Annotated in this window: 20 protein-coding genes; 10 read left to right on the top strand and 10 right to left on the bottom strand. The window is 73.7% G+C overall.

Translation table 11 applies throughout. The annotated features are described in order from the left end of the window. Positions 1-71: 71 nt before the first annotated feature. Positions 72-377, bottom strand: coding sequence for a hypothetical protein (locus ACZ4SV_RS18390; protein ID WP_397980568.1), 306 nt, complete (start codon positions 375-377; stop codon positions 72-74). Positions 378-525: 148 nt separating this feature from the next. Between ACZ4SV_RS18390 and ACZ4SV_RS18385 the strand changes: the two genes are divergently transcribed. Next, the gene (locus ACZ4SV_RS18385) at positions 526-1,032 is read left to right on the top strand and encodes a carboxymuconolactone decarboxylase family protein (protein WP_468005454.1); all 507 of its coding nucleotides are present in this window, start codon (positions 526-528) and stop codon (positions 1,030-1,032) included. 116 nt (positions 1,033-1,148) lie between these two features. Next, complete coding sequence (locus ACZ4SV_RS18380; protein WP_365875904.1) at positions 1,149-1,541, top strand: SgcJ/EcaC family oxidoreductase; 393 nt, start codon at positions 1,149-1,151, stop codon at positions 1,539-1,541. 44 nt (positions 1,542-1,585) lie between these two features. On the opposite strand, the gene ACZ4SV_RS18375 is transcribed toward ACZ4SV_RS18380, so the two are convergent. The 4 genes from ACZ4SV_RS18375 to ACZ4SV_RS18360 form a co-directional block, all read right to left on the bottom strand. Then, on the bottom strand, positions 1,586-2,800 hold the full coding sequence (locus tag ACZ4SV_RS18375) for an MFS transporter (protein ID WP_468005451.1): 1,215 nt from the start codon (positions 2,798-2,800) through the stop codon (positions 1,586-1,588). 138 nt (positions 2,801-2,938) lie between these two features. Then, positions 2,939-4,003, bottom strand: a complete 1,065-nt coding sequence (locus ACZ4SV_RS18370; protein ID WP_468005449.1) for an endonuclease/exonuclease/phosphatase family protein — start codon at positions 4,001-4,003, stop codon at positions 2,939-2,941. Between the two features lie 186 nt (positions 4,004-4,189). Continuing rightward, complete coding sequence (locus tag ACZ4SV_RS18365; RefSeq protein WP_365879657.1) at positions 4,190-4,819, bottom strand: TetR/AcrR family transcriptional regulator; 630 nt, start codon at positions 4,817-4,819, stop codon at positions 4,190-4,192. A 234-nt stretch (positions 4,820-5,053) separates the two neighbouring features. Then, positions 5,054-6,640 (bottom strand): MFS transporter, encoded by a 1,587-nt coding sequence (locus ACZ4SV_RS18360; RefSeq protein WP_468005446.1) that lies wholly within the window; start codon positions 6,638-6,640, stop codon positions 5,054-5,056. A 179-nt stretch (positions 6,641-6,819) separates the two neighbouring features. On the opposite strand from ACZ4SV_RS18360, the gene panB reads away from it, so the two are divergent. The 6 genes from panB (at position 6,820) to ACZ4SV_RS18330 (ending at position 12,604) form a co-directional block, all read left to right on the top strand. Next, positions 6,820-7,686, top strand: coding sequence for a 3-methyl-2-oxobutanoate hydroxymethyltransferase (gene panB / locus ACZ4SV_RS18355; protein ID WP_398217304.1), 867 nt, complete (start codon positions 6,820-6,822; stop codon positions 7,684-7,686). Positions 7,687-7,997: 311 nt separating this feature from the next. After that, entirely contained in the window at positions 7,998-9,530 is a 1,533-nt protein-coding gene (locus tag ACZ4SV_RS18350; protein WP_468005444.1) for a zinc ribbon domain-containing protein, read from the top strand. A 34-nt stretch (positions 9,531-9,564) separates the two neighbouring features. Continuing rightward, a complete protein-coding gene (locus ACZ4SV_RS18345) occupies positions 9,565-9,942 on the top strand; it encodes a hypothetical protein (RefSeq protein ID WP_365879665.1) in 378 nt (125 codons plus the stop codon). A gap of 16 nt (positions 9,943-9,958) precedes the next feature. Next, a complete protein-coding gene (locus ACZ4SV_RS18340) occupies positions 9,959-10,669 on the top strand; it encodes a hypothetical protein (RefSeq protein ID WP_468005442.1) in 711 nt (236 codons plus the stop codon). A gap of 97 nt (positions 10,670-10,766) precedes the next feature. After that, entirely contained in the window at positions 10,767-11,786 is a 1,020-nt protein-coding gene (locus tag ACZ4SV_RS18335; protein ID WP_365878327.1) for an ATP-binding cassette domain-containing protein, read from the top strand. Next, positions 11,783-12,604: an ABC transporter permease gene (locus tag ACZ4SV_RS18330; RefSeq protein WP_397943384.1), complete on the top strand. Its 822-nt coding sequence runs from the start codon at positions 11,783-11,785 to the stop codon at positions 12,602-12,604. The genes ACZ4SV_RS18335 and ACZ4SV_RS18330 overlap by 4 nt, the downstream gene beginning before the upstream one ends. A gap of 13 nt (positions 12,605-12,617) precedes the next feature. Here the strand turns inward: ACZ4SV_RS18330 and ACZ4SV_RS18325 are convergent, their stop codons facing one another. Next, entirely contained in the window at positions 12,618-15,878 is a 3,261-nt protein-coding gene (locus ACZ4SV_RS18325; protein WP_468005439.1) for an AfsR/SARP family transcriptional regulator, read from the bottom strand. Between the two features lie 158 nt (positions 15,879-16,036). Here ACZ4SV_RS18325 and ACZ4SV_RS18320 point away from each other — a divergent pair, with 158 nt between their 5' ends. Then, the gene (locus ACZ4SV_RS18320) at positions 16,037-16,837 is read left to right on the top strand and encodes a site-2 protease family protein (RefSeq protein WP_365878321.1); all 801 of its coding nucleotides are present in this window, start codon (positions 16,037-16,039) and stop codon (positions 16,835-16,837) included. Here the strand turns inward: ACZ4SV_RS18320 and ACZ4SV_RS18315 are convergent. The 3 genes from ACZ4SV_RS18315 to ACZ4SV_RS18305 all read right to left on the bottom strand — a co-directional run bounded on the left by ACZ4SV_RS18315 (position 16,827) and on the right by ACZ4SV_RS18305 (position 18,920). Then, positions 16,827-17,018 (bottom strand): hypothetical protein, encoded by a 192-nt coding sequence (locus ACZ4SV_RS18315; RefSeq protein WP_468005437.1) that lies wholly within the window; start codon positions 17,016-17,018, stop codon positions 16,827-16,829. The two genes, ACZ4SV_RS18320 and ACZ4SV_RS18315, sit on opposite strands and share 11 nt — an antisense overlap. Positions 17,019-17,104: 86 nt before the next feature. After that, positions 17,105-17,809, bottom strand: coding sequence for an NADPH-dependent F420 reductase (npdG, locus tag ACZ4SV_RS18310; RefSeq protein WP_468005435.1), 705 nt, complete (start codon positions 17,807-17,809; stop codon positions 17,105-17,107). 37 nt (positions 17,810-17,846) lie between these two features. Then, positions 17,847-18,920, bottom strand: coding sequence for a sialidase family protein (locus ACZ4SV_RS18305; protein WP_468005430.1), 1,074 nt, complete (start codon positions 18,918-18,920; stop codon positions 17,847-17,849). A 102-nt stretch (positions 18,921-19,022) separates the two neighbouring features. Here ACZ4SV_RS18305 and ACZ4SV_RS18300 point away from each other — a divergent pair, with 102 nt between their 5' ends. Then, on the top strand, positions 19,023-19,619 hold the full coding sequence (locus ACZ4SV_RS18300) for a hypothetical protein (RefSeq protein ID WP_365878314.1): 597 nt from the start codon (positions 19,023-19,025) through the stop codon (positions 19,617-19,619). A gap of 10 nt (positions 19,620-19,629) precedes the next feature. On the opposite strand, the gene ACZ4SV_RS18295 is transcribed toward ACZ4SV_RS18300, so the two are convergent. Continuing rightward, positions 19,630-19,863 (bottom strand): hypothetical protein, encoded by a 234-nt coding sequence (locus tag ACZ4SV_RS18295; protein WP_397943374.1) that lies wholly within the window; start codon positions 19,861-19,863, stop codon positions 19,630-19,632. Between the last annotated feature and the right edge of the window lie 10 nt (positions 19,864-19,873).

Genomic DNA, 19,873 nt, shown 5'->3' with positions numbered 1-19,873 from the left:
TGCTCCCTCACCCGTGACAGAAGCACCGGGTACCCGCCGGAAAGCCGCGTATCACTCCGCGGGGTGCGGCTTCAGGGCCGGGGGTTGGTGCGCTGCCAGCGGGGGCGGGCGTCGGTGCCGCGGCGGCCGGCCACGGAGGCGCACCGCGGGCAGACGCGCTGCACCCGGTCCGCCGCGCCGCCGGACTCCGGGAACGTGTCCGCCCAGGCGACGCCCGGGAAGCGGACCAGTTGCGAGCGGCTGAGGGCCAGCCCGCAGACCGTCTGGTTCAGCCCCGGCTCCCAGGCGTGGACCTCGCCGGCGGGCAGCCGGCGGCGCCCCTCCTCCTCGTCGGTCCACTGTCCCGAGGCGGCCACTCGGTACGTCTTCCTGCTCACGGCACCACCTCCGGCTCGGCCTGCGCTGTCCGGGTTCCGCGTGCCCGGAACCCGGCGCTCCAAGCGCGCCCGCCGTGCGGCGGTCACCTTTCGCCGCCGTGATCCGTCAGAGCGGTGACAGCAACGTGAAAGCCCGAAGGAGACGGCGATGGAAGCACGTTCGATCACGGCGGAGGTCCCGATGGTTCCGCGGATGCCCGAGGACCCCGCGGCACTGGTTCCCGAGCTGGCGGAGGTGTCGGCGGCCCTGTTCAAGGTCACCGGCAACGGTTCCGTACCGCGCTCCACGATCAGCCTGGTGCAGCTCCGGGCCGGTCAGCTCGTGGGCAGCACCTACCTGACCGTGCTGCACACGGGGTTCCTGCGCAAGGCCGGGGAGTCGGAGGAGCGGATCACCTCGGTGGCGTCCTGGCCGGACTCGCCGTACTTCACCGGCGCGGAGCGCGCCGCGCTGGCGCTGGCGGAAGCGGTGTTCCGGCCGTCCGCGGCCGGTGAGCGGGTCTCCGACGAGCTGTACGCGCAGGCGGCCGGGCACTACGAGCCCAAGGCGCTCGCCACGCTGATGTTCGCCATCGGCCAGGTCGGCTTCTTCATCCCGGTGGCGCTGATCGCCAAGCCGGTGCCCGGCCGGTCGTTCACCGACCCGTGGAAGTGACGGGAGCGGGACCGTGACCGGCCGGACGGTGCCGTGACCGGGCGGGCGGGAGCGGCCGGTCCGCGCGGCCGTCGGACCTTGACCTCAAGTCGGCTTGAGGTCGCAGAGTGATCCGCATGAGCACCGTAACCGCGGACACCGCGGCCATCGAGCAGGTCGTGGCCACCGTCGAGCGCACACAGCGGGCGAAGGACACCGAAGGGTTCCTCGCCCTGTTCCATCCCGACGCCCTCTGGACGACCGCCCACGGCAAGGTCCTCATCGGCCTCGACGCCATCGCCGAGTTCACCCGCGCCGTGCTGCCCGCCGCGAGCTGGGACGGCGAGGTCACCTACCAGGCCGTGCACATACGGTTCCTGCGGCCCGACGTGGCGGCCGTGAAGGTCCGCCAGGTCTACCACTCGGCGGAGGGCGGCACGGAAGGCGCTCCGCTGTACATCATGGCCAGGGAGAACGACGGGCGGTGGCTGCTGCACGCGTGCCAGAACACCGAAGTGCGGGCCGGCTAGCACGGGCCCGGTTCCCCGGCCGGGGAACCGGGCCCGTGCGGGTGTCAGTGGTGCAGGGCCCCCGTGCTCTCCGGTACGTGGGAGGCGATCACGCGGCCCGCGTGGGTGACGGCCCGGCGGCGGTCCACCGCGTACGCCAGGCCCGCCACGGCCAGGCCGAGGACCGCGAGGGCCGCGCCCGCGAGGGCCGGGGACGTCGCGGCGAAACCGGCCGCCAGGGTGAGGCCGCCGATCCAGGCGCCGCCGGCGTTGGCCAGGTTGAAGGCGGCCTGGTTGGCCGAGGAGGCGAGGGACGGGGCCGCCGACGCCTTCTCCATCACCATGAGCTGGAGCGGGGAGCCCGTGACGAACGCCGCCATGCCCAGCAGGGTCACCGCCAGCGCCGCGCTCCACTGCGCCCGCATCAGGAGCGGGAACAGCAGCAGCACCAGCGTGAGGGCGAACAGGCCGCCGAACAGGGTGGTGCGCAGCGAGTGGTCCGCCAGGCGGCCGCCGAGCAGGTTGCCCGCGGTGGCGCCCACGCCGAACAGCGCCAGCAGCAGGGTGACGCTCGTCTCCGCGTAGCCCGCGGTGCCCGTCAGCATCGGAGTGATGTAGCTGTAGGCCGCGAAGAGGGCGCCGAAGCCGGCCACCGTCGTGCCGAGGGCCAGCCAGACCGGCAGGGAGCGCAGGGCGGCCAGTTCGCAGCGCAGGCCCGTCGCGGGCGCGGGCGTGTGAGCGCGCGGGATGAGCAGGGCCAGCGAGGCGATCGCCGCCACGCCGATCGCGCTCACCGCGAGGAACGTGGCCCGCCAGCCGAAGTGCTGGCCCATGAGGGTGGCGGCGGGCACGCCGGCGATGTTGGCGACGGTCAGGCCGAGGAACATCAGCGACACCGAGCGGGCCTTGCGCTCCGGCGGGACCATCGCCGTGGCGACGACCGCGCCCACCCCGAAGAAGGCGCCGTGCGGCAGACCGCTGAGGAAGCGGGCGGCCAGCAGCGAGGTGTTGCCCGGGGCGAACGCCGACAGGGCGTTGCCCGCCACGAACAGGGCCATGAGCAGGATCAGCACCGTACGGCGGGACATGCGGGCGGTCACCGCGGCCAGCAGGGGCGCGCCGATCACCACGCCCAGCGCGTACGCCGAGACCAGGTGCCCGGCGGCCGGGATCGAGATGTGCAGGTCGTCCGCGACGTCGGGCAGCAGGCCCATCATCACGAACTCGGTCGTACCGATGCCGAAGGCGCCCACGGCGAGGGCGAGCAGGGCCAGGGGCATGAGGGACCTTTCAGAGCGGAAGCGGGGAGAGGATCGAGTCTCGCAGTATGTTCCAGTTCGAAACAAATGCGTGCCGATCCGCATTCCCCGCACGTCGCCGTTTTCCGCCGGATCGCCCAGGTCGGGCGGTCCGGCGGTTTACGAGCCCGTGTCCAGCTTCACACGGGCCGCCACCGGCAGATGGTCGCTGCGGGTGCGCGGCAGCGTCCAGGAGCTCTCCGGCTCCACGCCCTTGACCATGATCTGGTCGATGCGGGCCATCGGGAACGACGCCGGCCAGCTGAATCCGAAGCCGCTGCCCGCCGCGCCCTGCGTGGAGCGCAGCTGCGAGGTGACGCCGTTGAGCGAGCGGTCGTTCATGGTGCCGTTCAGATCGCCGAGCAGGATCACCCGCGGCAGGGTCTCGTCGGAGATCGCCTCGCCGAGCGCGGCGGCGCTCTTGTCCCGCTGCCGCGCGGTGAACCCGGCCGCCAGCTTCACCCGCACCGACGGCATGTGCGCGACGTAGACCGCGACCGGGCCCCGCGGGGTCGTCACGGTGGCGCGCATGGCCCGCTTCCAGCCCAGCTTGATGTCGACCGCCCGCACCTCGGTCATCGGGTAGCGGCTCCACAGCCCGACCGTGCCGACCACCGCGTGGTACTTGTACGTCGGCGCGAGCGCCCTGGCGTAGACCGGGACGGCGGAGGCGGGCAGTTCCTCCAGGGCCAGCACGTCGGCGCCGGACGCGGCCACGTCGGTGGCGGTCGCGGCCGGGTCCGGGTTGTCGGCGTTGACGTTGTGGGTGGCCACCATCAGATCGCCGGCGCCCGCCGTGCCGCCGGCGTCCGTCTTGTCGGTCAGCAGCCCGCCGAAGAGGTTCAGCCAGACGACCGCCGGCAGCAGCACCGCGATGAGCGCGGTCGCCGACTTGCGCACCACGCCCAGCACCAGCAGCACCGGGATGGCCAGGCCCAGCCAGGGCAGGAACGTCTCGGTGAGACTGCCGAGGTTGCCCACCCGGTTGGGGATGCGGGAGTGCACCAGCATCACCAGGGCGAGCAGCAGGGACAGCACGGCGAGGACGGCGCCCCGGCGCCAGATCCGCGGATCGCCCCGCCAGCCGCTGACCAGCCGGTGCGCCAGGCGTCGGAGCCGGGTCCCCGGTCGCTCGGGCCCCGAGCCGCCGTCCGCCGTCTCCGTCATGTACGCCTGCTGCGCCATACCGTCTGCCTCACTGCCTGCCGTGCACACCGTTCGTCCCCCCGTGCCTTCGACCCTAGGGGATGACCGGCTCCGTTCCCGCCGTCCCGTGACGGCCGTACGGAAGACGAGGACGAGCGGAGCGGTGGCGGGAGTTCCGGACAGCGGCGAACCGGCCGTGTCTGTGACGAAACACGCACAGGAGTGCTACGAGGCTGTGGAGCTGACGGGCCGTAGGCCGGCCAGGACCGCGTCGACGATCTGCTCCGCCAGATCCTCGGGCAGCTCGGCCTCGGGACGCATCACGGAGCGGACCAGGACCGGCCCGACGAACAGGTCGTTCGCCAGCTCCACGTCGACGTCCGGCCGCAGTTCGCCGTCGCGCTGGCCCCGGCGCAGCACGTCGAGGACCTGCTCGCGCCGGGGCGCTATGACGTTGTCGTGATAGGCGGCCCAGATCCTCGGATTGCTCTTCATCTGGGCGTGCACGTTGTGCAGCAGGGCCGAGGAGCGGCTGGCCAGGCCCCGCTGCCGCAGGTTCTCCAGCAGGGCGAGCAGGTCGTCGCGCATGGACGTGCCGGGCAGTTCGGGCTCGGGCGGCTCGGCCGCGCGGACCACGTCGACGAACAGCTCCTCCTTGCCGCTCCAGCGGCGGTAGATGGTGGCCTTGCCGACCCCGGCCGTGCGGGCGATGCGCTCGATGGACAGCTCGGCGAGGGGCACGCCGTCCTCCAGGAGTCTCATCACTCCCTCCACGATGGCGTGTTCCACCGCGGCGCTGCGCGGGCGGCCCCGCGCGGGTACGTCCGGCCCGGGCCGGCTGTCGGCAAGGCTCACGTCGCTGTCCGTCCTCTCACTCACGCGCGGGCGTCGTCCCGCGCCTGCGGGATCGTCCCGCAGCGGCCCCCCTTCCCCCGTAGTGTCACTTCCCGTAAGGGTGATCCCCTGTAGCGGCGCTTCCCGGCAGGGACGCTTCCCGCAGGAGACGTGCCCCGCAGACCCGCTGCCCTCGGCGTGCTCCCCGCAGGCCCGCTCCCGCAGGGCCCGCTCCCGCAGGCCGCCGTGCCCGGGTCAGTCCGCCGTGGCGACCAGTTCCCGTTCCTGCTCGTCCTGCCGGCCGGCCGGCGGCCTGCCCGGCAGGAACAGGGCCGTCACCACGGCGCCGACCAGCGCGACGCCCGTGCCGCACAGCGCGGTGATGTGCATGGCGTGCAGGAACGCGTCGTGGGCCGGGCCGACGAGGGCCTGGCCCCGCGGGCCCAGCTTCTCGGCGATGCCGAGGGTGGACTCGATGGACTCGGCGGCGGTGTCGCGCAGGCCGGGCGGCAGCGCGCCCAGCTTGTCCTCGATGCCGTTGCGGTAGGACGTGGCGAGGACCGAGCCCAGTACGGCGATGCCGAGGGCGCCGCCGACCTGGCGGAAGGTGTTGCTGAGCGCGGAGGCGGAGCCGGCCTTCTCGCGCGGCAGGGCCTGCATGATCACGACCGAGGTGGGCGTCATGATGTGCGCCATGCCGGTGCCCATGAGGAAGAAGACGACCTCCAGCAGCCAGATCGGCGTGTCGGCCTCGAACCCGGCGAACGCGGCCAGCGTCGCCGCGATCAGCAGCAGACCGGCGGTGGTGGTGGCCCGGTTGCCGAACCGGTCGACCACCAGCCGGGCGCGCGGCGCGAAGACGAGCTGGGCCAGGGCGAGCGGCAGCATCAGCACGCCGGACTCCAGCGGCGAGTAGCCGCGCACGCTCTGGGTGTAGAAGACGCCGAAGAAGGTGACGCCCATCAGCGCGAAGAAGACCAGCGCGATGGCGCTCATGGCGGCCGAGAACGCCTTGTTCCTGAAGTAGGTGACGTCCAGCGACGGGTGGTCGCTGCGCTTCTCGAAGAGGACGAAGGCGACCAGGACGAGGACTCCGGCGGCGATGGTCGCCAGCACCTTGGCGTCGGTGAAGTCGGCCAGTTCGCCGCCCTTGATGATGCCGTAGACCAGCAGCACCAGGCCGACGACGGACAGGACCACGCCGACGGGGTCGAGGCGGCCGGGCCGGGGATCACGGGAGTCGGGCACCAGCCAGGCCATCAGGACGAGCGCGACGATCACGATGGGCACGTTGACGAAGAAGACCGAGCCCCACCAGAAGTGGTCGAGGAGCGCGCCGCCGGTGATCGGTCCGATGGCGATGGCGAGGCCGACGCCGCCGGCCCAGATGCCGATGGCCTTGGGCTGCTCGTGGCGCTCGAAGACGTTCATCAGCACGGCGAGGGTGGCCGGCATCACGAAGGCGGCGCCGAGGGCCATCAGCGCGCGGTAGGCGATCAGCTCGCCGGGCGAGCCGGACTCGGCGGCGAGCGCGGAGCCGATGCCGAACACGAGGATGCCGCCGAGCAGCACCTTCTTGCGGCCGATCCGGTCGCCGATGAGCCCGGAGGTGAACAGCAGGCCGGCGAAGACCAGGGTGTAGGAGTTGATCGCCCACTCGATCTGGCCCTGGCTGGCGCCGAGGCCGGTCGGCGCCGGGGTCGCGATGGTCTTGATGGCGACGTTCAGGATCGAGTTGTCGAGTACGACGATGAGCAGGCTCAGCATCAGTACGCCGAGGATCGCCCAGCGGCGCCGGTGCACGTCTTCCGGTATGCGGGAGACAGGGACGGGACTTGTCATGGCCCCGAGCCTACGATCATTTCGATACGGAACGGTCTCGTATCTTAATTCTTTGCCAACGCCTTACGCAGCGTGACTCACAGGGGGTCCCCCTGGTCGCCGCCGGTACGAGGTGCCACCATGGAGACGATCCGGGGACGCCGTCAGGGCGCCCCGAGATGACTGAAGGAGCCGTTGCCATGACGCAGCTTTCGGCTGCCCGCACGAACCCCTCCGACGGCAGTAAGGCGCTGTACGGAGGAAAGGGCACCCGCCGCATCACCGTCCGCGACATCACGCTCGCCAAGGAGCGCGGCGAGAAGTGGCCCATGCTCACCGCCTACGACGCGATGACCGCGTCCGTCTTCGACGAGGCCGGCATCCCGGTGATCCTGGTCGGCGACTCGGCCGGCAACTGTCACCTCGGGTACGAGACCACCGTACCCGTCACGCTGGACGAGATGACCATGCTCTCGGCCGCCGTCGTCCGCGGCACGGGGCGCGCCCTCATCGTCGGCGACCTGCCCTTCGGCTCCTACCAGGAGGGTCCGGTGCAGGCGCTGCGCTCGGCGACCCGGCTGGTGAAGGAGGCCGGGGTCGGCGCGGTCAAGCTGGAGGGCGGCGAGCGCTCGCACGAGCAGATCCGGCTGCTGGTGGAGTCCGGCATCCCGGTCATGGCCCACATCGGGCTGACCCCGCAGTCCGTCAACGCGATGGGCTACCGCGTGCAGGGCCGCGGCGAGGAGGCGGCGGCGCAGTTGCTGCGGGACGCGAAGGCCGTGCAGGACGCGGGCGCGTTCGCGGTGGTGCTGGAGCTGGTGCCGGCGGAGCTGGCGGCCGAGGTGACGCGCGTGCTGCACATCCCGACGGTCGGCATCGGCGCGGGACCGGAGACGGACGCGCAGGTGCTGGTGTGGACCGACATGCTGGGGCTGACGTCGGGCCGGGTGCCGAAGTTCGTCAAGCAGTACGCCGATCTGCGCGCGGTCATGACCGGCGCGGCCAAGGCGTTCGCCGAGGACGTCGTCGGCGGCACCTTCCCGGCCCCGGAGCACTCCGTCCACTAGGGACCGCCTGAGCCCGGGAGCGCCCCGGTCCGGGAGCGCCCCGGCCGCCGGACCATCGCGGCACCACCGCGGACAGCCCGCCGATCTTCCCCCGTCGGCGGGCTGTCCCTTTTCCGGTGGCGACCCGGCCGGCCTCCGGTGGCACCCGGCCGGCCGCCCCGCACCTTTGGCCACAACTTTCTCCGTACGCAAGGGAGTTGGCTCGAACTCCGGGTAACGGAGTGGCGTCGAAAACCCGCCGGGGGCTCCCCTGACGCTGTCCGGGTGGTGCACTTGACGATGTGGGACGTCTCACATTCGGGGGAGCGACGATGGCCCAGCTTCAGACCGCCTGTTCCGCTTGTTCCGCCGCCGCCGTGCCGGGCGCGGCCTTCTGCGGCGAGTGCGGATCCGCACTGACCGCGGCCGGCCCGCCGCCCGCGGCCCGCCCGGCCCACGGCCTCACCGTCCCGCGCTGGACCGGCGGCCGGGACCTGACCCGCTACATGTGCGCGGCCGTCTACCTGGACCGGCCGTACGCCGACTCGCTCATCCGGGACATCGCCGCCGAACCGCACCTCGGCGTGGCACCGGCTCCCGGCTGTGACGTGCCCGTGGTCCTGCGGCACGCCTACCAGGCCAACGCCCGGCGGCACGCCCGGGACCTGCTGCTGGCGGCCGAGTTCGTGATCCTGGTCGTCGGCTGGCTGATGGGCAGCGGCCTGGCGGCGTTCCTGCTGTTCGTGTTCGGCTGGCTGACGACGCTGGGGTTCGCGCTCTCCACCCAGTACGGCGAACACCTCCAGCGGCTGCGCCCGGACCGCTTCGACCCGGCCCAGGCACCGCCGCCGCCCAACGACTCCGCCGCCCGGCGCCTGCGCCAGATCGACGAGTACGCGCACGGCAACCTCACCGTCTACAGCGACTTCTCGCCGTTCACCGGATACGGCCAGGAACTGGACTCCTGGTCGCTGAGCTTCGACGTGACCGCGCCGGGACACGACGGCGTGGCGCCCCGGGAGTTCGACGTCGCGGACCTGTACGCCCACATCGCCCGGCGGGTCGGCGAGCTGTCGCTGCCCTGCCTGGAGCTTCAGGAGCGGGTCTTCGTGGAGGGCACGGCGGTGCTGGGCGACCCCCGGTTCCTGCCGGACCCGCTCGGCCGTCCCGTGGCCCAGATCGGCCGGGACCGGCTCGACGCGCTGAAGCGGGCCCCGGAGGAGACCGCGCGCGTCTATCTCGTCACGCACTCCTCGGGCTGGGGCGGCGAGCTGGTCACCTCGCTGTTCCTGCGGCTCGTGCGCTCGGACTCCAACCTGTTCGTGGAGGCCCTGCCCACCGTGCTGTGCCCGCTGCTGGACCGCTACCGGACCATCGACAGCCTGATGCCGGCCCCCTCGCCGCGCGAGTTCCTCGCGATGGTGCTGCAGAGCCTGGCCAGCGCGCCGTTCGTGCTGATCGCCTCGCCGGTCCGCGCGGTGACGGGCTTCTTCCCGGACTTCCGGATGCACAGCCGGCTGCGCAAGCAGCACCGGCGGATCACCCGGCTGAAGATGTTCGACTACGGGGCGCGCCAGAGCGTGCGGCAGCTCGCCTCCGCCACGGACCACCAACGGTACTTCCAGAAGGTCGACTCCGGCATGGTCCTCAAGACCGCCGAACGGCGCATCCTGGACGCCCTGGTGGAGTTCGCCGTGGACCACGGCATCGACGCGGGCGACCTGATCAAGCGTCAGGAGACGATCATCAACAACGGCATCATCGCCACCGCCGGCGCGCGGGTCGAGTCGAGCGCGGTCGCCTCGGGCGACAGGTCCCGCATCTCCACCATCCTCAAGAAGATCCCGCGGCCCAACACGGACTGAGGCCGCGGCCCACCGGACGACGAACGGGGACCCCATGGACGGACGCAGCAACGACGGCGTCATCGCGACGGGCAACGCCCAGGTGAGGAACGCGGTGGTGGCGAGCGGCAGCAACGCGCGCGTCGACTTCCGCGTCACGGAGCAGCCGGCGGCCGGGCCCGGACCCGCGCCGACCCCGGCCGAGGTCAGCGAGCTGCTGGCCCGGTTCATCGAGGAAGTGCGCCGCTCGGACCACCCGGAGCGGGCGGACCTGGCGGAGTTCGCCGAGGACGCGCGCGAGGAGCTGGCCGCGCCGGAGCCCCGGACGGGCAAGCTGCGCCGGGTCGCGAAGGCGCTGGTGGACGCCGTACCCGGGTTCGCCGCGCTGGCCTCGCTCGCGGTGACCATCGAAGAAGCCGTCCGGGGCCTGTAGACGGGGGCGGGACACCATGCGCTTCTGCGTTCAGTGCGGCGCGCGCGTCACGGACGCCGGCGGGCCGGTCTGCCCGGACTGCGGCGCGCCGCGCCCCGCCGCCGGTCCGGCCGGGACCGCCGGCCGGACCGGGTACGTGCGGTTCGGCGCCACCCGGCTGCCCGTCTGGCTGCCGTGGGCGCTGGCGGCGGTCCTGGTGGCCGGCGGCGTGTCCGTCGCGGTGGCCGTCGCTCACCGCCCCGACCCGGCGGCCGGCGCGCCCGCCGGCCTGGTCTCCCCCTGGCCCACGGACGACGGCCAGGACACCGTCCCGTCGCCGTACGACGACGGGTCCACCACGCCGGAGACACCGGAGAGCTACCCCGGTGACGACTCCGCCACGGAGGACGGCGGCGGGTACGACACCGGCACCCCGACGCCCGAACCGTCGGCCACCCAGGACGCGAGCACGGTCGTCACGACGTACTACGACTACCTGAACGCCGGGGACTACCCGGCGGCCTGGGCCCTGGGCGGCTCCCGCCTCTACCAGGGGTCCTACACCAAGTGGGTGGCGGGCTTCGCCGGCACGGCCCACGTCGAGGTGACCGCCTCCGACACCGGCGGCGGCGAGGTCCGCGCCGACCTCCGGGCGACCCAGGACGACGGCAGCGTCCGCGTGTTCACGGGCACCTACACCGTGACGGACGGCCGGATCACCGGCGCCCGCATCCGGGAGGTGTCGTAGCGGCAGACCCGTGCCGACAGGCCGCCCACAGCCGCCGCGCCGGCGCTGTAGGCGGCCTGTCGGCGGTTTGTCGGCGGGCCCTGGCAGGGTCGTCCCCATGACACGCATCGACGACAACCCCGCCGGCGGACGCTCCGCCGTGACCGTACGGGGGCTGGTCAAGCACTACGGCGAGACCAAGGCGCTGGACGGCGTCGACCTGGACGTGCGCGAGGGCACCGTGATGGGTGTGCTCGGGCCGAACGGCGCCGGCAAGACCACGCTCGTACGCATCCTGTCCACCCTGATCACCCCGGACGCCGGCCAGGCCACCGTGGCCGGCTACGACGTCGTGCGCCAGCCCCGGCAGTTGCGCCGGGTCATCGGCCTGACCGGGCAGTACGCGTCCGTGGACGAGAAGCTGCCGGGCTGGGAGAACCTGTACCTGATCGGCCGGCTGCTCGACCTGTCCCGCAAGGACGCCCGGGCCCGCGCCGACGAGCTGCTGGAACGGTTCTCCCTGACCGAGGCCGCCCGGCGCCCGGCGGCCACCTACTCCGGCGGTATGCGGCGCCGGCTGGACCTGGCCGCCTCGATGATCGGCCGGCCGGCCGTGCTGTACCTGGACGAGCCCACCACCGGCCTCGATCCCCGCACCCGCAACGAGGTGTGGGACGAGGTCAAGGCGATGGTCGGCGAGGGCGTCACCGTGCTGCTCACCACCCAGTACATGGAGGAGGCCGAACAGCTCGCCTCCGAGCTGACCGTGGTGGACCGCGGCCGGGTCATCGCACGCGGCGGCATCGAGGAGCTGAAGGCCCGCGTCGGCGGGCGCACGCTGCGGGTCCGCCCGGTCGACCCGCTGGAGCTGCGCCCGCTCGCCGCCCTGCTGGACGAGCTGGGTCTGACCGGGCTCGCGGCCACCACCGTGGACCCCGAGTCCGGGACGCTGCTGGTGCCGGTCCTCAGCGACGAGCAGCTGACCGCGGTGGTCGGCGCGGTCACCGCGCGCGGCATCACCCTGTCCTCCATCACCACCGAACTGCCCAGCCTGGACGAGGTGTTCCTGTCCCTCACCGGCCACCGTGCCAGTGCCCCGCAGGACACCGCTCCCGACCGCCAGGAGGTCGCCGTATGAGCGCCGCCACCCTCGCCCCGTCCGCCCCGCAGGCCGACACGCCGATCCCGCTGCGCGGCCATCTGCGGCACACCGGCGCGCTGATCCGCCGCAACCTGCTGTGGATCCGCCAGGACCCGGAGTCGATGTTCGACGCCATCCTGTTCCCGGTGGTCTTCACCCTGCTGTTCGTGTACGTCTTCGGCGGCTCCATCGGCAAGTCGCTGGGCGGCGGGCAGGACCAGTACGTGCAGTACGTGGTGCCCGGACTGCTGGCCATGATGGGCATGAACATGGCTCAGGGAGTCGGCACCGGTTTCAACCAGGACTTCAACTCCGGTGTCATGGACCGGTTCCGCTCGCTGCCCATCGGGCGCGGCTCCGTCCTCGTCGCGAAGATCGCGGTGGAGCTGATGCGGATGCTGTTCGCGACCGTGGTGCTGCTGATCGTCGCCCTGCTCGTGGGCTACGACGTGGAGAGCTGGAGCGGCCTGCTGGGCTCCGTAGCGCTGTCCGCGCTGTTCGGCTCGGCGCTGATGTGGGTGTTCCTGACCCTCGGCGTCACGATGAAGAACGCGCAGTCGGTGCAGGCCATGGGCTTCCTGGTGCTGATGCCGCTGCAGTTCGGCTCCTCGATCTTCGCGCCGACCGCGTCGATGCCGGGCTGGCTCCAGGCGTTCACCGACTACAACCCGCTCTCCGCGCTGGCCGACTGCGCGCGCGGGCTGATGGCGGGCGGTCCGGTCGCGCACCCGCTGTGGGTGACGGTCCTGTGGTCCGTGGGGCTGACCGCGGTGATGGCCCCGGTCGCCGTCCACAAGTTCCGCACCAAGAGCTGACCGCGCACGCCGGTCAGATCAGGGCGGTGGCCTCCGCGAGGGAGAGGCCACCGCCCTCGGCGTACGCGGCCCGGTACGCCCCGTCGTCGAGCCCGCGCCGGATGCGGGCCTCGATGAGGGCCCGGCCCCGCCGTTCCAGGCCGGAGGCGACGTGGCCGGGCGGCAGCAGCGCCTGGGCGGCGGCCAGACAGCGCGCGGCGTCGGCGGCCCGGCCGTCGGCGGCGACGGCCATCGCGGCGACGGCCAGGCACACGGCGTTCAGATGCGGGGTGATGGCCTCGGACAGCGGGTCGGCGGCGAGGCGCAGCGCCCGGCGGACCCCGGCGAGGGCCTGCCCGGTCCGCTCGTCCAGGGCGTCCAGCCACGCCTCCTGGCACACCAGCATGGCGTCGAAGACGACGACAAAGTGCGCGATCGGCAACTCCTCGCGCAGCCGCCGCAGTTCCTCGCGCGCCTCCGCGGTGCGGTCGGTCAGGCCGAGCCAGCCGGCCAGGAAGAGCCGGGCCATCGGCATCGCCTCGTGCGAGGTGCCCTCCTGGCCGGCGATGACGTCCCGGAGCATCCGCTCGCCGCGCACGGCGTCGCCCGCCTCCAGCAGCACGCTGCCGAGCCGGGCCCGCAACACGGCCACCTGGCCGCGGGCGCCGAGGCGTTCGGCGTGCTCGATGGCGGACCGGTAGTCGGCGGCGGCCCGCTGGTAGGCGCCCTTGCGTTCGTGGGACTCGCCGCGCGCGGACAGCGCCTCGGTGGCGCCCCAGGCGTCGCCGAGGCGGCGGAAGATCTCCAGGGACTCGTCGGCGTCCCGGGTGGCGTCGCCCGCCCAGGCGGTGCGGTTGGCGCGGAAGTTGGCGCGCAGGTGCAGCACCCCGGCCAGCTCCCACTCGAAGCCCGGGGTGTCCCGGCAGGTGCGCACACAGGCGTCCACGATGGCGTGCAGCCGGTCGACGCCGCCGGTCAGCAGCACCGCGAAGAACCACAGCAGGCCCGGCGGCCGGCAGGTCTGCGGCATGCCGGGTTCGTAGACCCGGGTGACCGCCCGCAGCTTGGCCTGCGCCTCGGGTGTCTCCCAGATGTCGATCTCGGTGTCCATGCAGGCCAGATGGGCGAGATGGACACCGCGCCGGGCCTCGGCGAGGATCTCGCCGGTGTACGGGGGCGGGGTGTCGGTGCAGCGCCGCCACACCGGGGCGGCCGGGCGGACCGGTTCGGCGAACGGGTCGGGGCCGAGCGCCATGACCTCCTGGCACCAGGTGCGGGTCTCCACGCGCTGGTCGCGCATCTGCCAGAACCACAGCAGCGACAGGACCAGGCACAGCCCCTCCTGCTCGTCGCCGAGGGCGACGGCGTGCCGCAGGGCGGTGCGCAGGTTCTCGTACTCCGCCTGGAACCGGTCGATGGCGGCGCGCTGCTCGGGACCGCGCAGCAGCGGGTCGGTGGTGCGGGCGAGTTCGCGGTAGTACGCCAGGTGGGCGCGCTCGGTCCCGGCGCGGCGGCCGGTCTCGGCGAGCCGTTCGGCGGCGTACTCGGCGACGGTCTCCAGCAGCCGGTAGCGCATGCCGCCGACGGCCGCGGGCGCGGCCACCACCAGGGACTTGTCGACCAGGGAGCCGAGCGCGTCCAGCGCGGCCGGCCCGCACACCGCCTCGGCGGCGGCCAGGTCGCAGCCGCCGGCGAACACCGACAGCCGGGCCAGGACGTCCCGTTCGCCGGCGTCCAGCAGGTCCCAGGACCAGTCCACGACGGCCCTCAGGGTCTGCTGCCGGGGCAGCACGGTGCGGCTGCCGGAGGTCAGCAGCCGGAACCGGTCGTCCAGCCGGCCGGCGATCTGCCGGGGCGTGAGCATGCGCAGCCGGGCCGCCGCCAGCTCGATGGCGAGCGGGAGCCCGTCCAGGCGGCGGCAGATCTCGGCGCACGCCTCGGGGTCGTCCTCGGTCCGGAAGCCGGGCCGGGCCGCCGCGCCCCGCTCGGCGAACAGCCGCAGCGCGACCGGCTCGGGCAGCGGCTCCACGGGCCGCACCACTTCCCCGGGCACGCCGAGGGGTTCGCGGCTGGTGGCGAGGACGGTCAGCTCCGGGCAGCGGGCGAGCAGGGTCTCGGTGAGCCGGGCGGCGGCGTCCACGACGTGCTCGCAGTTGTCGAGGACCAGCAGCATCCGGCGCCGGGCGCAGTGCTCCACGAGCCGTTCCAGCGGGTCGCCGTGCCGGTCGCCGACCGCGCGCATGCTCTCCACGCCGGCGCCGTGCAGCACGGTCTCGCGGGCGCCGATCGCGGTGAGCACGGCCTGCGGTACGGCGTCCGGGTCGTCCACGGGAGCCAGCTCGGCGAGCCACACGCCGTCCCGGACGGTGTGCCGTACCGCCTCGGCGGCCTCCTGGGACAGCCGGGTCTTCCCGGCGCCGCCGGGTCCGAGGAGGGTGACCAGGCGGGCGCCGGCCAGGTCGGCCGCGATGGTCCGCAGGTCGCTCTCGCGGCCGACGAAGGAGGTGAGCCGGGCGGGCAGGTTGCCCGGGCGGGCCGGTGCCGGGGAGTTCACCGGGGCCGGCGGTTCCGCGCGCAGCAGCTCGGTGTGCAGGGCGCGCAGTTCGGGTCCGGGGTCGGAGCCGAGCCGGTCCGCGAGCAGCCGCCGTACGTCCTCGTAGGCGGCGAGGGCCTGGGCCGGGCGGCCTGCGTCGCGCAGCGCGCGCAGCCGCAGCGCCTGGAGCGGCTCGTCCAGCGGGTGGTCGTCGCACAGGGCGGTCAGTTCGGGCAGCGCCTGCTCGGCCTGGCCGAGGGCGAGGGCGGCGGTGTGCCGGGCGCGCAGGGCGTCGAGGCGGCGGGTCTCCCAGCGGGCCGCCTCGGCGGTCCGGTCGGGCAGGTCGGCGAGGGCGGGCCCGTGCCACAGGCCGAGGGCGTCGTCGAGGACGGCGGCGGCCTTCGCCGGGTCGCCGTCGGCGAGGGCGGCGAGCCCGTCGGCGGTCAGCCGGTCGAAGCGGGCGAGGTCGACGTCGTCGGGGCCGGCGGTGAGCCGGTAGCCGCCGTCGGCGGAGGCGACGGCGGAGGCCCCGAGGGTCCGCCGGAGCCGGCCGACGAGCGCCTGGAGGGCACCGGCGGCGTCGGCGGGCGGGCCGTCGCCCCACACCTCGTCCACGAGGACGCCCGCCGGCACGGTGCGGCCGGCCCTGAGGGCGAGCACGCTCAGCAGGGCACGCAGCCGCGCCCCGCCGACCGGGACGGCCGTGCCGTCGGGACGGATCGCCTGGGTGGTGCCGAGCAGCCGATAGCGCACGGGGTCCATTGTCTCCGGAGGTGTGGGAGGTGGTGACGGTGGTGGGGGTGCCGGGGCCGGGGCGGGCCCTTCCCCCACCCTCCAGGAACCCGGCGGCGACCGCGAGGCGTTTTCCCCGTATGCTCTCGGATCTTCCCGACCGTCCTCGTTTCCCCAGGAGCCGACCCATGACCACCGCCACCACCCGCCACGGCGACCGGCAGGTCAGTCCCGTGTTCGTCGGCATCCTGGCCGTGACGGCGGTGACCGGCTGGGCCACCTGGACCGGGTTCGCCGAGCGGCCGGGCATCGCGGTGTTCCTGTTCGTGACCGCGGCCTGGATCGTCTCCCTGTGCCTGCACGAGTACGCGCACGCGCGCACCGCCCTGCACGGCGGGGACATCACGGTCGGCGCGAAGGGCTACCTCACGCTGAACCCGCTGAAGTACACGCACGCGGTGCTGAGCATCGTGCTGCCGGTGCTGTTCGTGATCATGGGCGGGATCGGGCTGCCCGGCGGCGCGGTGTTCATCGAGCGCCACCGCATCCCGGGCCGCTGGCGGCACAGCCTGATCTCGGCGGCGGGCCCGCTGACGAACGTGGTGTTCGCCGCGGTGTGCACGGCGCCCTTCTGGCTGGACGCGCTGGACGGCGTGCCCGCGGACTTCCGGTACGCGCTGGCGTTCCTGGCGCTGCTCCAGGTGACGGCGGCGATCCTGAACTTCCTGCCGGTGCCGGGCCTGGACGGGTACGGCGTGCTCGAGCCGTGGCTGTCGTACAACGTGAAGCGGCAGGTGGAGCCGTTCGCCCCGTTCGGGCTGCTGTTCGTGTTCGCGCTGCTGTGGCTGCCGGCGGTGAACGACGTCTTCTTCGACGTGGTCGACTCCCTGCTGCGCGCGCTGCACGTGGACATCCTCTCCCAGTACTGCGGCCAGGCGGACTACCGCTTCTGGGAGGACGCCCCGGAGATCTGCTCGCTCAGCTCGTGACGGACGTGTCCCGGCCGGCGGCGGTCCGGCCGCGCTTGGTGTAGTACCAGGTCATGTTGGAGGACAGCCCGGCCAGCAGCACCCAGACGATCCCCAGCCAGCTTCCCTGGACGAAGGAGACGACGGCCGCGGCCACGGCGAGGACGCAGACGGCGAGGGGGTAGAGGGCGATGCGGGGCATGACGGGTGGCTCCTGTCGGGGACACGGATCGGCGGGTGCTTCACCGACCAGTGTCCCCCATGCCCCCCGCACGCCCCGCGCGCGGCTCACACGTCGGTCAGCCGCAGCCCGGCGTGCGCCTTGTAGCGGCGGTTGACGGAGATCAGGTTCGCGACCAGCGACTCCACCTGGTGGGCGTTGCGCAGCCGGCCGGCGAAGACGCCGCGCATCCCGGGGATGCGGCCGGCCAGCGCCTGCACGATCTCCACGTCGGCGCGCTCCTCGCCGAGCACCATGACGTCGGTGTCGATCTGCTCGATCTCCGGGTCCTGGAGCAGGACGGCCGACAGGTGGTGGAAGGCGGCGGTGACCCGGGAGTCCGGCAGCAGGGCCGCGGCCTGCTCGGCGGCGCTGCCCTCCTCGGGCGTGAGCGCGAAGGCGCCCTTCTTGTCGAAGCCGAGCGGGTTGACGCAGTCCACGACCAGTTTCCCGGCCAGCTCCCCGCGCAGCGCCGCCAGGGTGTCGCCGTGGCCCTCCCACGGCACGGCGACGATCACGATGTCGCTGCGGCGGGCGGTCTCGGCGTTGTCGGCGCCGTCGATGCCGTGGCCGAGTTCACCGGCGGCGGCCCGGGCACGGTCGGCGGCGCGGGAGCCGATGATCACCTTCTGGCCGGCCCGGGCCAGCCGGTAGGCGAGGCCCTTGCCCTGCGGTCCGGTGCCGCCGAGCACGCCGACGGTGTACCCGGAGACGTCGGGCAGGTCCCAGGGGTCCTTGGCGGGGGCCTTCTGTGCGCTGTCGGTAGAGGTCATGGCCCGACTCTACGTCCGGGCCGCCGGCGGCACCGGGTCAGGTCAGCCGGTGCACCGGCACCCGGCGGAAGGTGATCGTCTCGTTGGCGCCGAAGTCGCCGGTCTCGTACAGCAGCCCGACCGTGCGCGGGTCGGCGCGAACCAGGTCGGAGTAGGCGGCGGGCAGTCCGTCGACGGTGTACGCGGTCCGCCAGGTGGTGCCGCCGTCGCGGGAGGCGCGGATCGTCATCAGGGCGCGGGCGGCGGGGTCGGCGGGCGCGGAGAACAGCAGCAGGTCGGGGTCGCGGAGCTGGAGGACGGAGGCCTGGCAGACCGGTGCGGTGAGCCCGGCCTGCGGCCGGAAGGGCTTGCCGAGGGTCCGCCCGCCGTCCGCGGAGTGGGCGTCGGCGCGGTTGCCGGGCGACGGGGAGTCGTTGCGGGCGTTCAGGTAGACGCGGCCGTCGGGGAGTTCGGCGGCGGTGGTCTCGTTGACGTTGACGTAGCCGTCGGTGTTCTCGTCCAGGTAGCCGAGGTACCAGCTCGCGCCGCGGTCGTCGCTGAGCAGGCAGTGTCCGCTGTTGTACTTGGCCTCGGCGCCGGTGTCGGTCCCGGCGGGCGCCACGGTGTGGTTGGCCGGGACCAGGACGCGGCCGGAGGCCAGCTGGAGGGCGTGGCCGGGCGTGGTGGCGTACCAGCGCCAGCCCGGCCGCTTCACCTGCCCGGTGATCTCCCTCGGCTCGGACCAGGTGGCGCCCTCGTCGTCGCTGTGCTGCACCCAGACCCGGCGGCCGTCGGCGTCCGGGACCTGTCCGCGCAGGATGGCGGCCTCCGTGGCCCAGGCGGCGGCGCGGATGTGGACGAGCAGGACGCGGCCGGTGTCCAGGACGACCGGGGCCGGGTTGCCGGCGAGGTCGGGTCCGTGGTCCGCGGCGACCTGGAGCGGGCCCCAGGTGCGGCCGCCGTCCGTGGAGCGCTTCAGCACGACGGCGATGCGGCCGTGGTCGGCGGCGGAGTCGGCGCGGCCCTCGCAGAAGGCGAGCAGCGTGCCGGAGGCGGTGGCGACGAGCGCGGGTATGCGGAAGGAGGCGTATCCCTCGTGGCCCGCGCGGAAGGGGACGGTGACGTCGGTCATCGGGCGGCTCCTGGGTCGGGACGGGCCGGGACCCTCCCCAGTCCGGGCGAATTCCCGGTGAACTCCGGGTCACGACTGACCGGTTCCGGCAGGATGCGGTCCATGGACGCCGTACGGGTCGCGTTGCTGCGGGAAGTGCTGGCCGGGACGGAGTGGCTGGGTGCCACCCGGCGGTTCGCCGGGGTGCTGCGCGGGTCGGTGGTGGCGCACGGCGGCGGGCTGCTGCTGGCGGGCACGGCGGAGTACGAGCCGTGGCACCTGGCCGCGCACCTGGTGGACGAGGCGGCCTGGTCGGGCACGCCCGAGCTGGCGCCGACGCTGGTCCGGCAGCACCCGCGGCCCGGTGATCCCCCGCACCTGGCGGTCGGTCCGGGCCGGCTCGCGGCGGCGCGGCGCGGCGAGACGCTGCTGGTGGTGGCGGTGCGGGAGCCGGCGCCGCTGCTGGAGCGGGTGCACGACGCCCGGCGGGCCGGGGCGACGGTGCTGGCGCTCGGCGCGGGCGGGGGCGAGCTGGCGGCGCTGGCGCACGACACGCTGGCCGTGCCGGAAGGCGCGGAGCTGGACCTGGACACCGTGCAGCACCTGGTGAGCGCGGCGGCCGGCGAGAACCCGGGCCCGCCGCGGGCCCGGCGCGGGTTCCGGGACCGTCTGTCCCGGCTGGCGGAGGCCCTGACGGCCCCGCCCCCGGCCTCCTGGTGACGTGCCCGGGTCAGGCCTCGTCGCCGTCCCGGCCGGCGGACGCGTCGTGCCAGCGCGGGTCGTTCTCCCACTGGAGGTTGCGCTCGGCGGCGGTCTCCATCGCGTGCCGGGCCTCCTGGGGGGAGGCGTAGGGCCCGAAGCGGTCCTTGCCCGGGCAGTCCGGGCCCTCCTCGACCTTCTTGTGCTCCAGGCAGTAGTACCACTCGCCCGGCTTGCCGGCGGTGCGCTTCTTGAACAGGGCCATGGACAGCTCC

The sequence above is a fragment of the Streptomyces sp. NPDC027672 genome (assembly GCF_055566335.1).
This window is presented reverse-complemented; position numbering and strand designations above follow the sequence as displayed.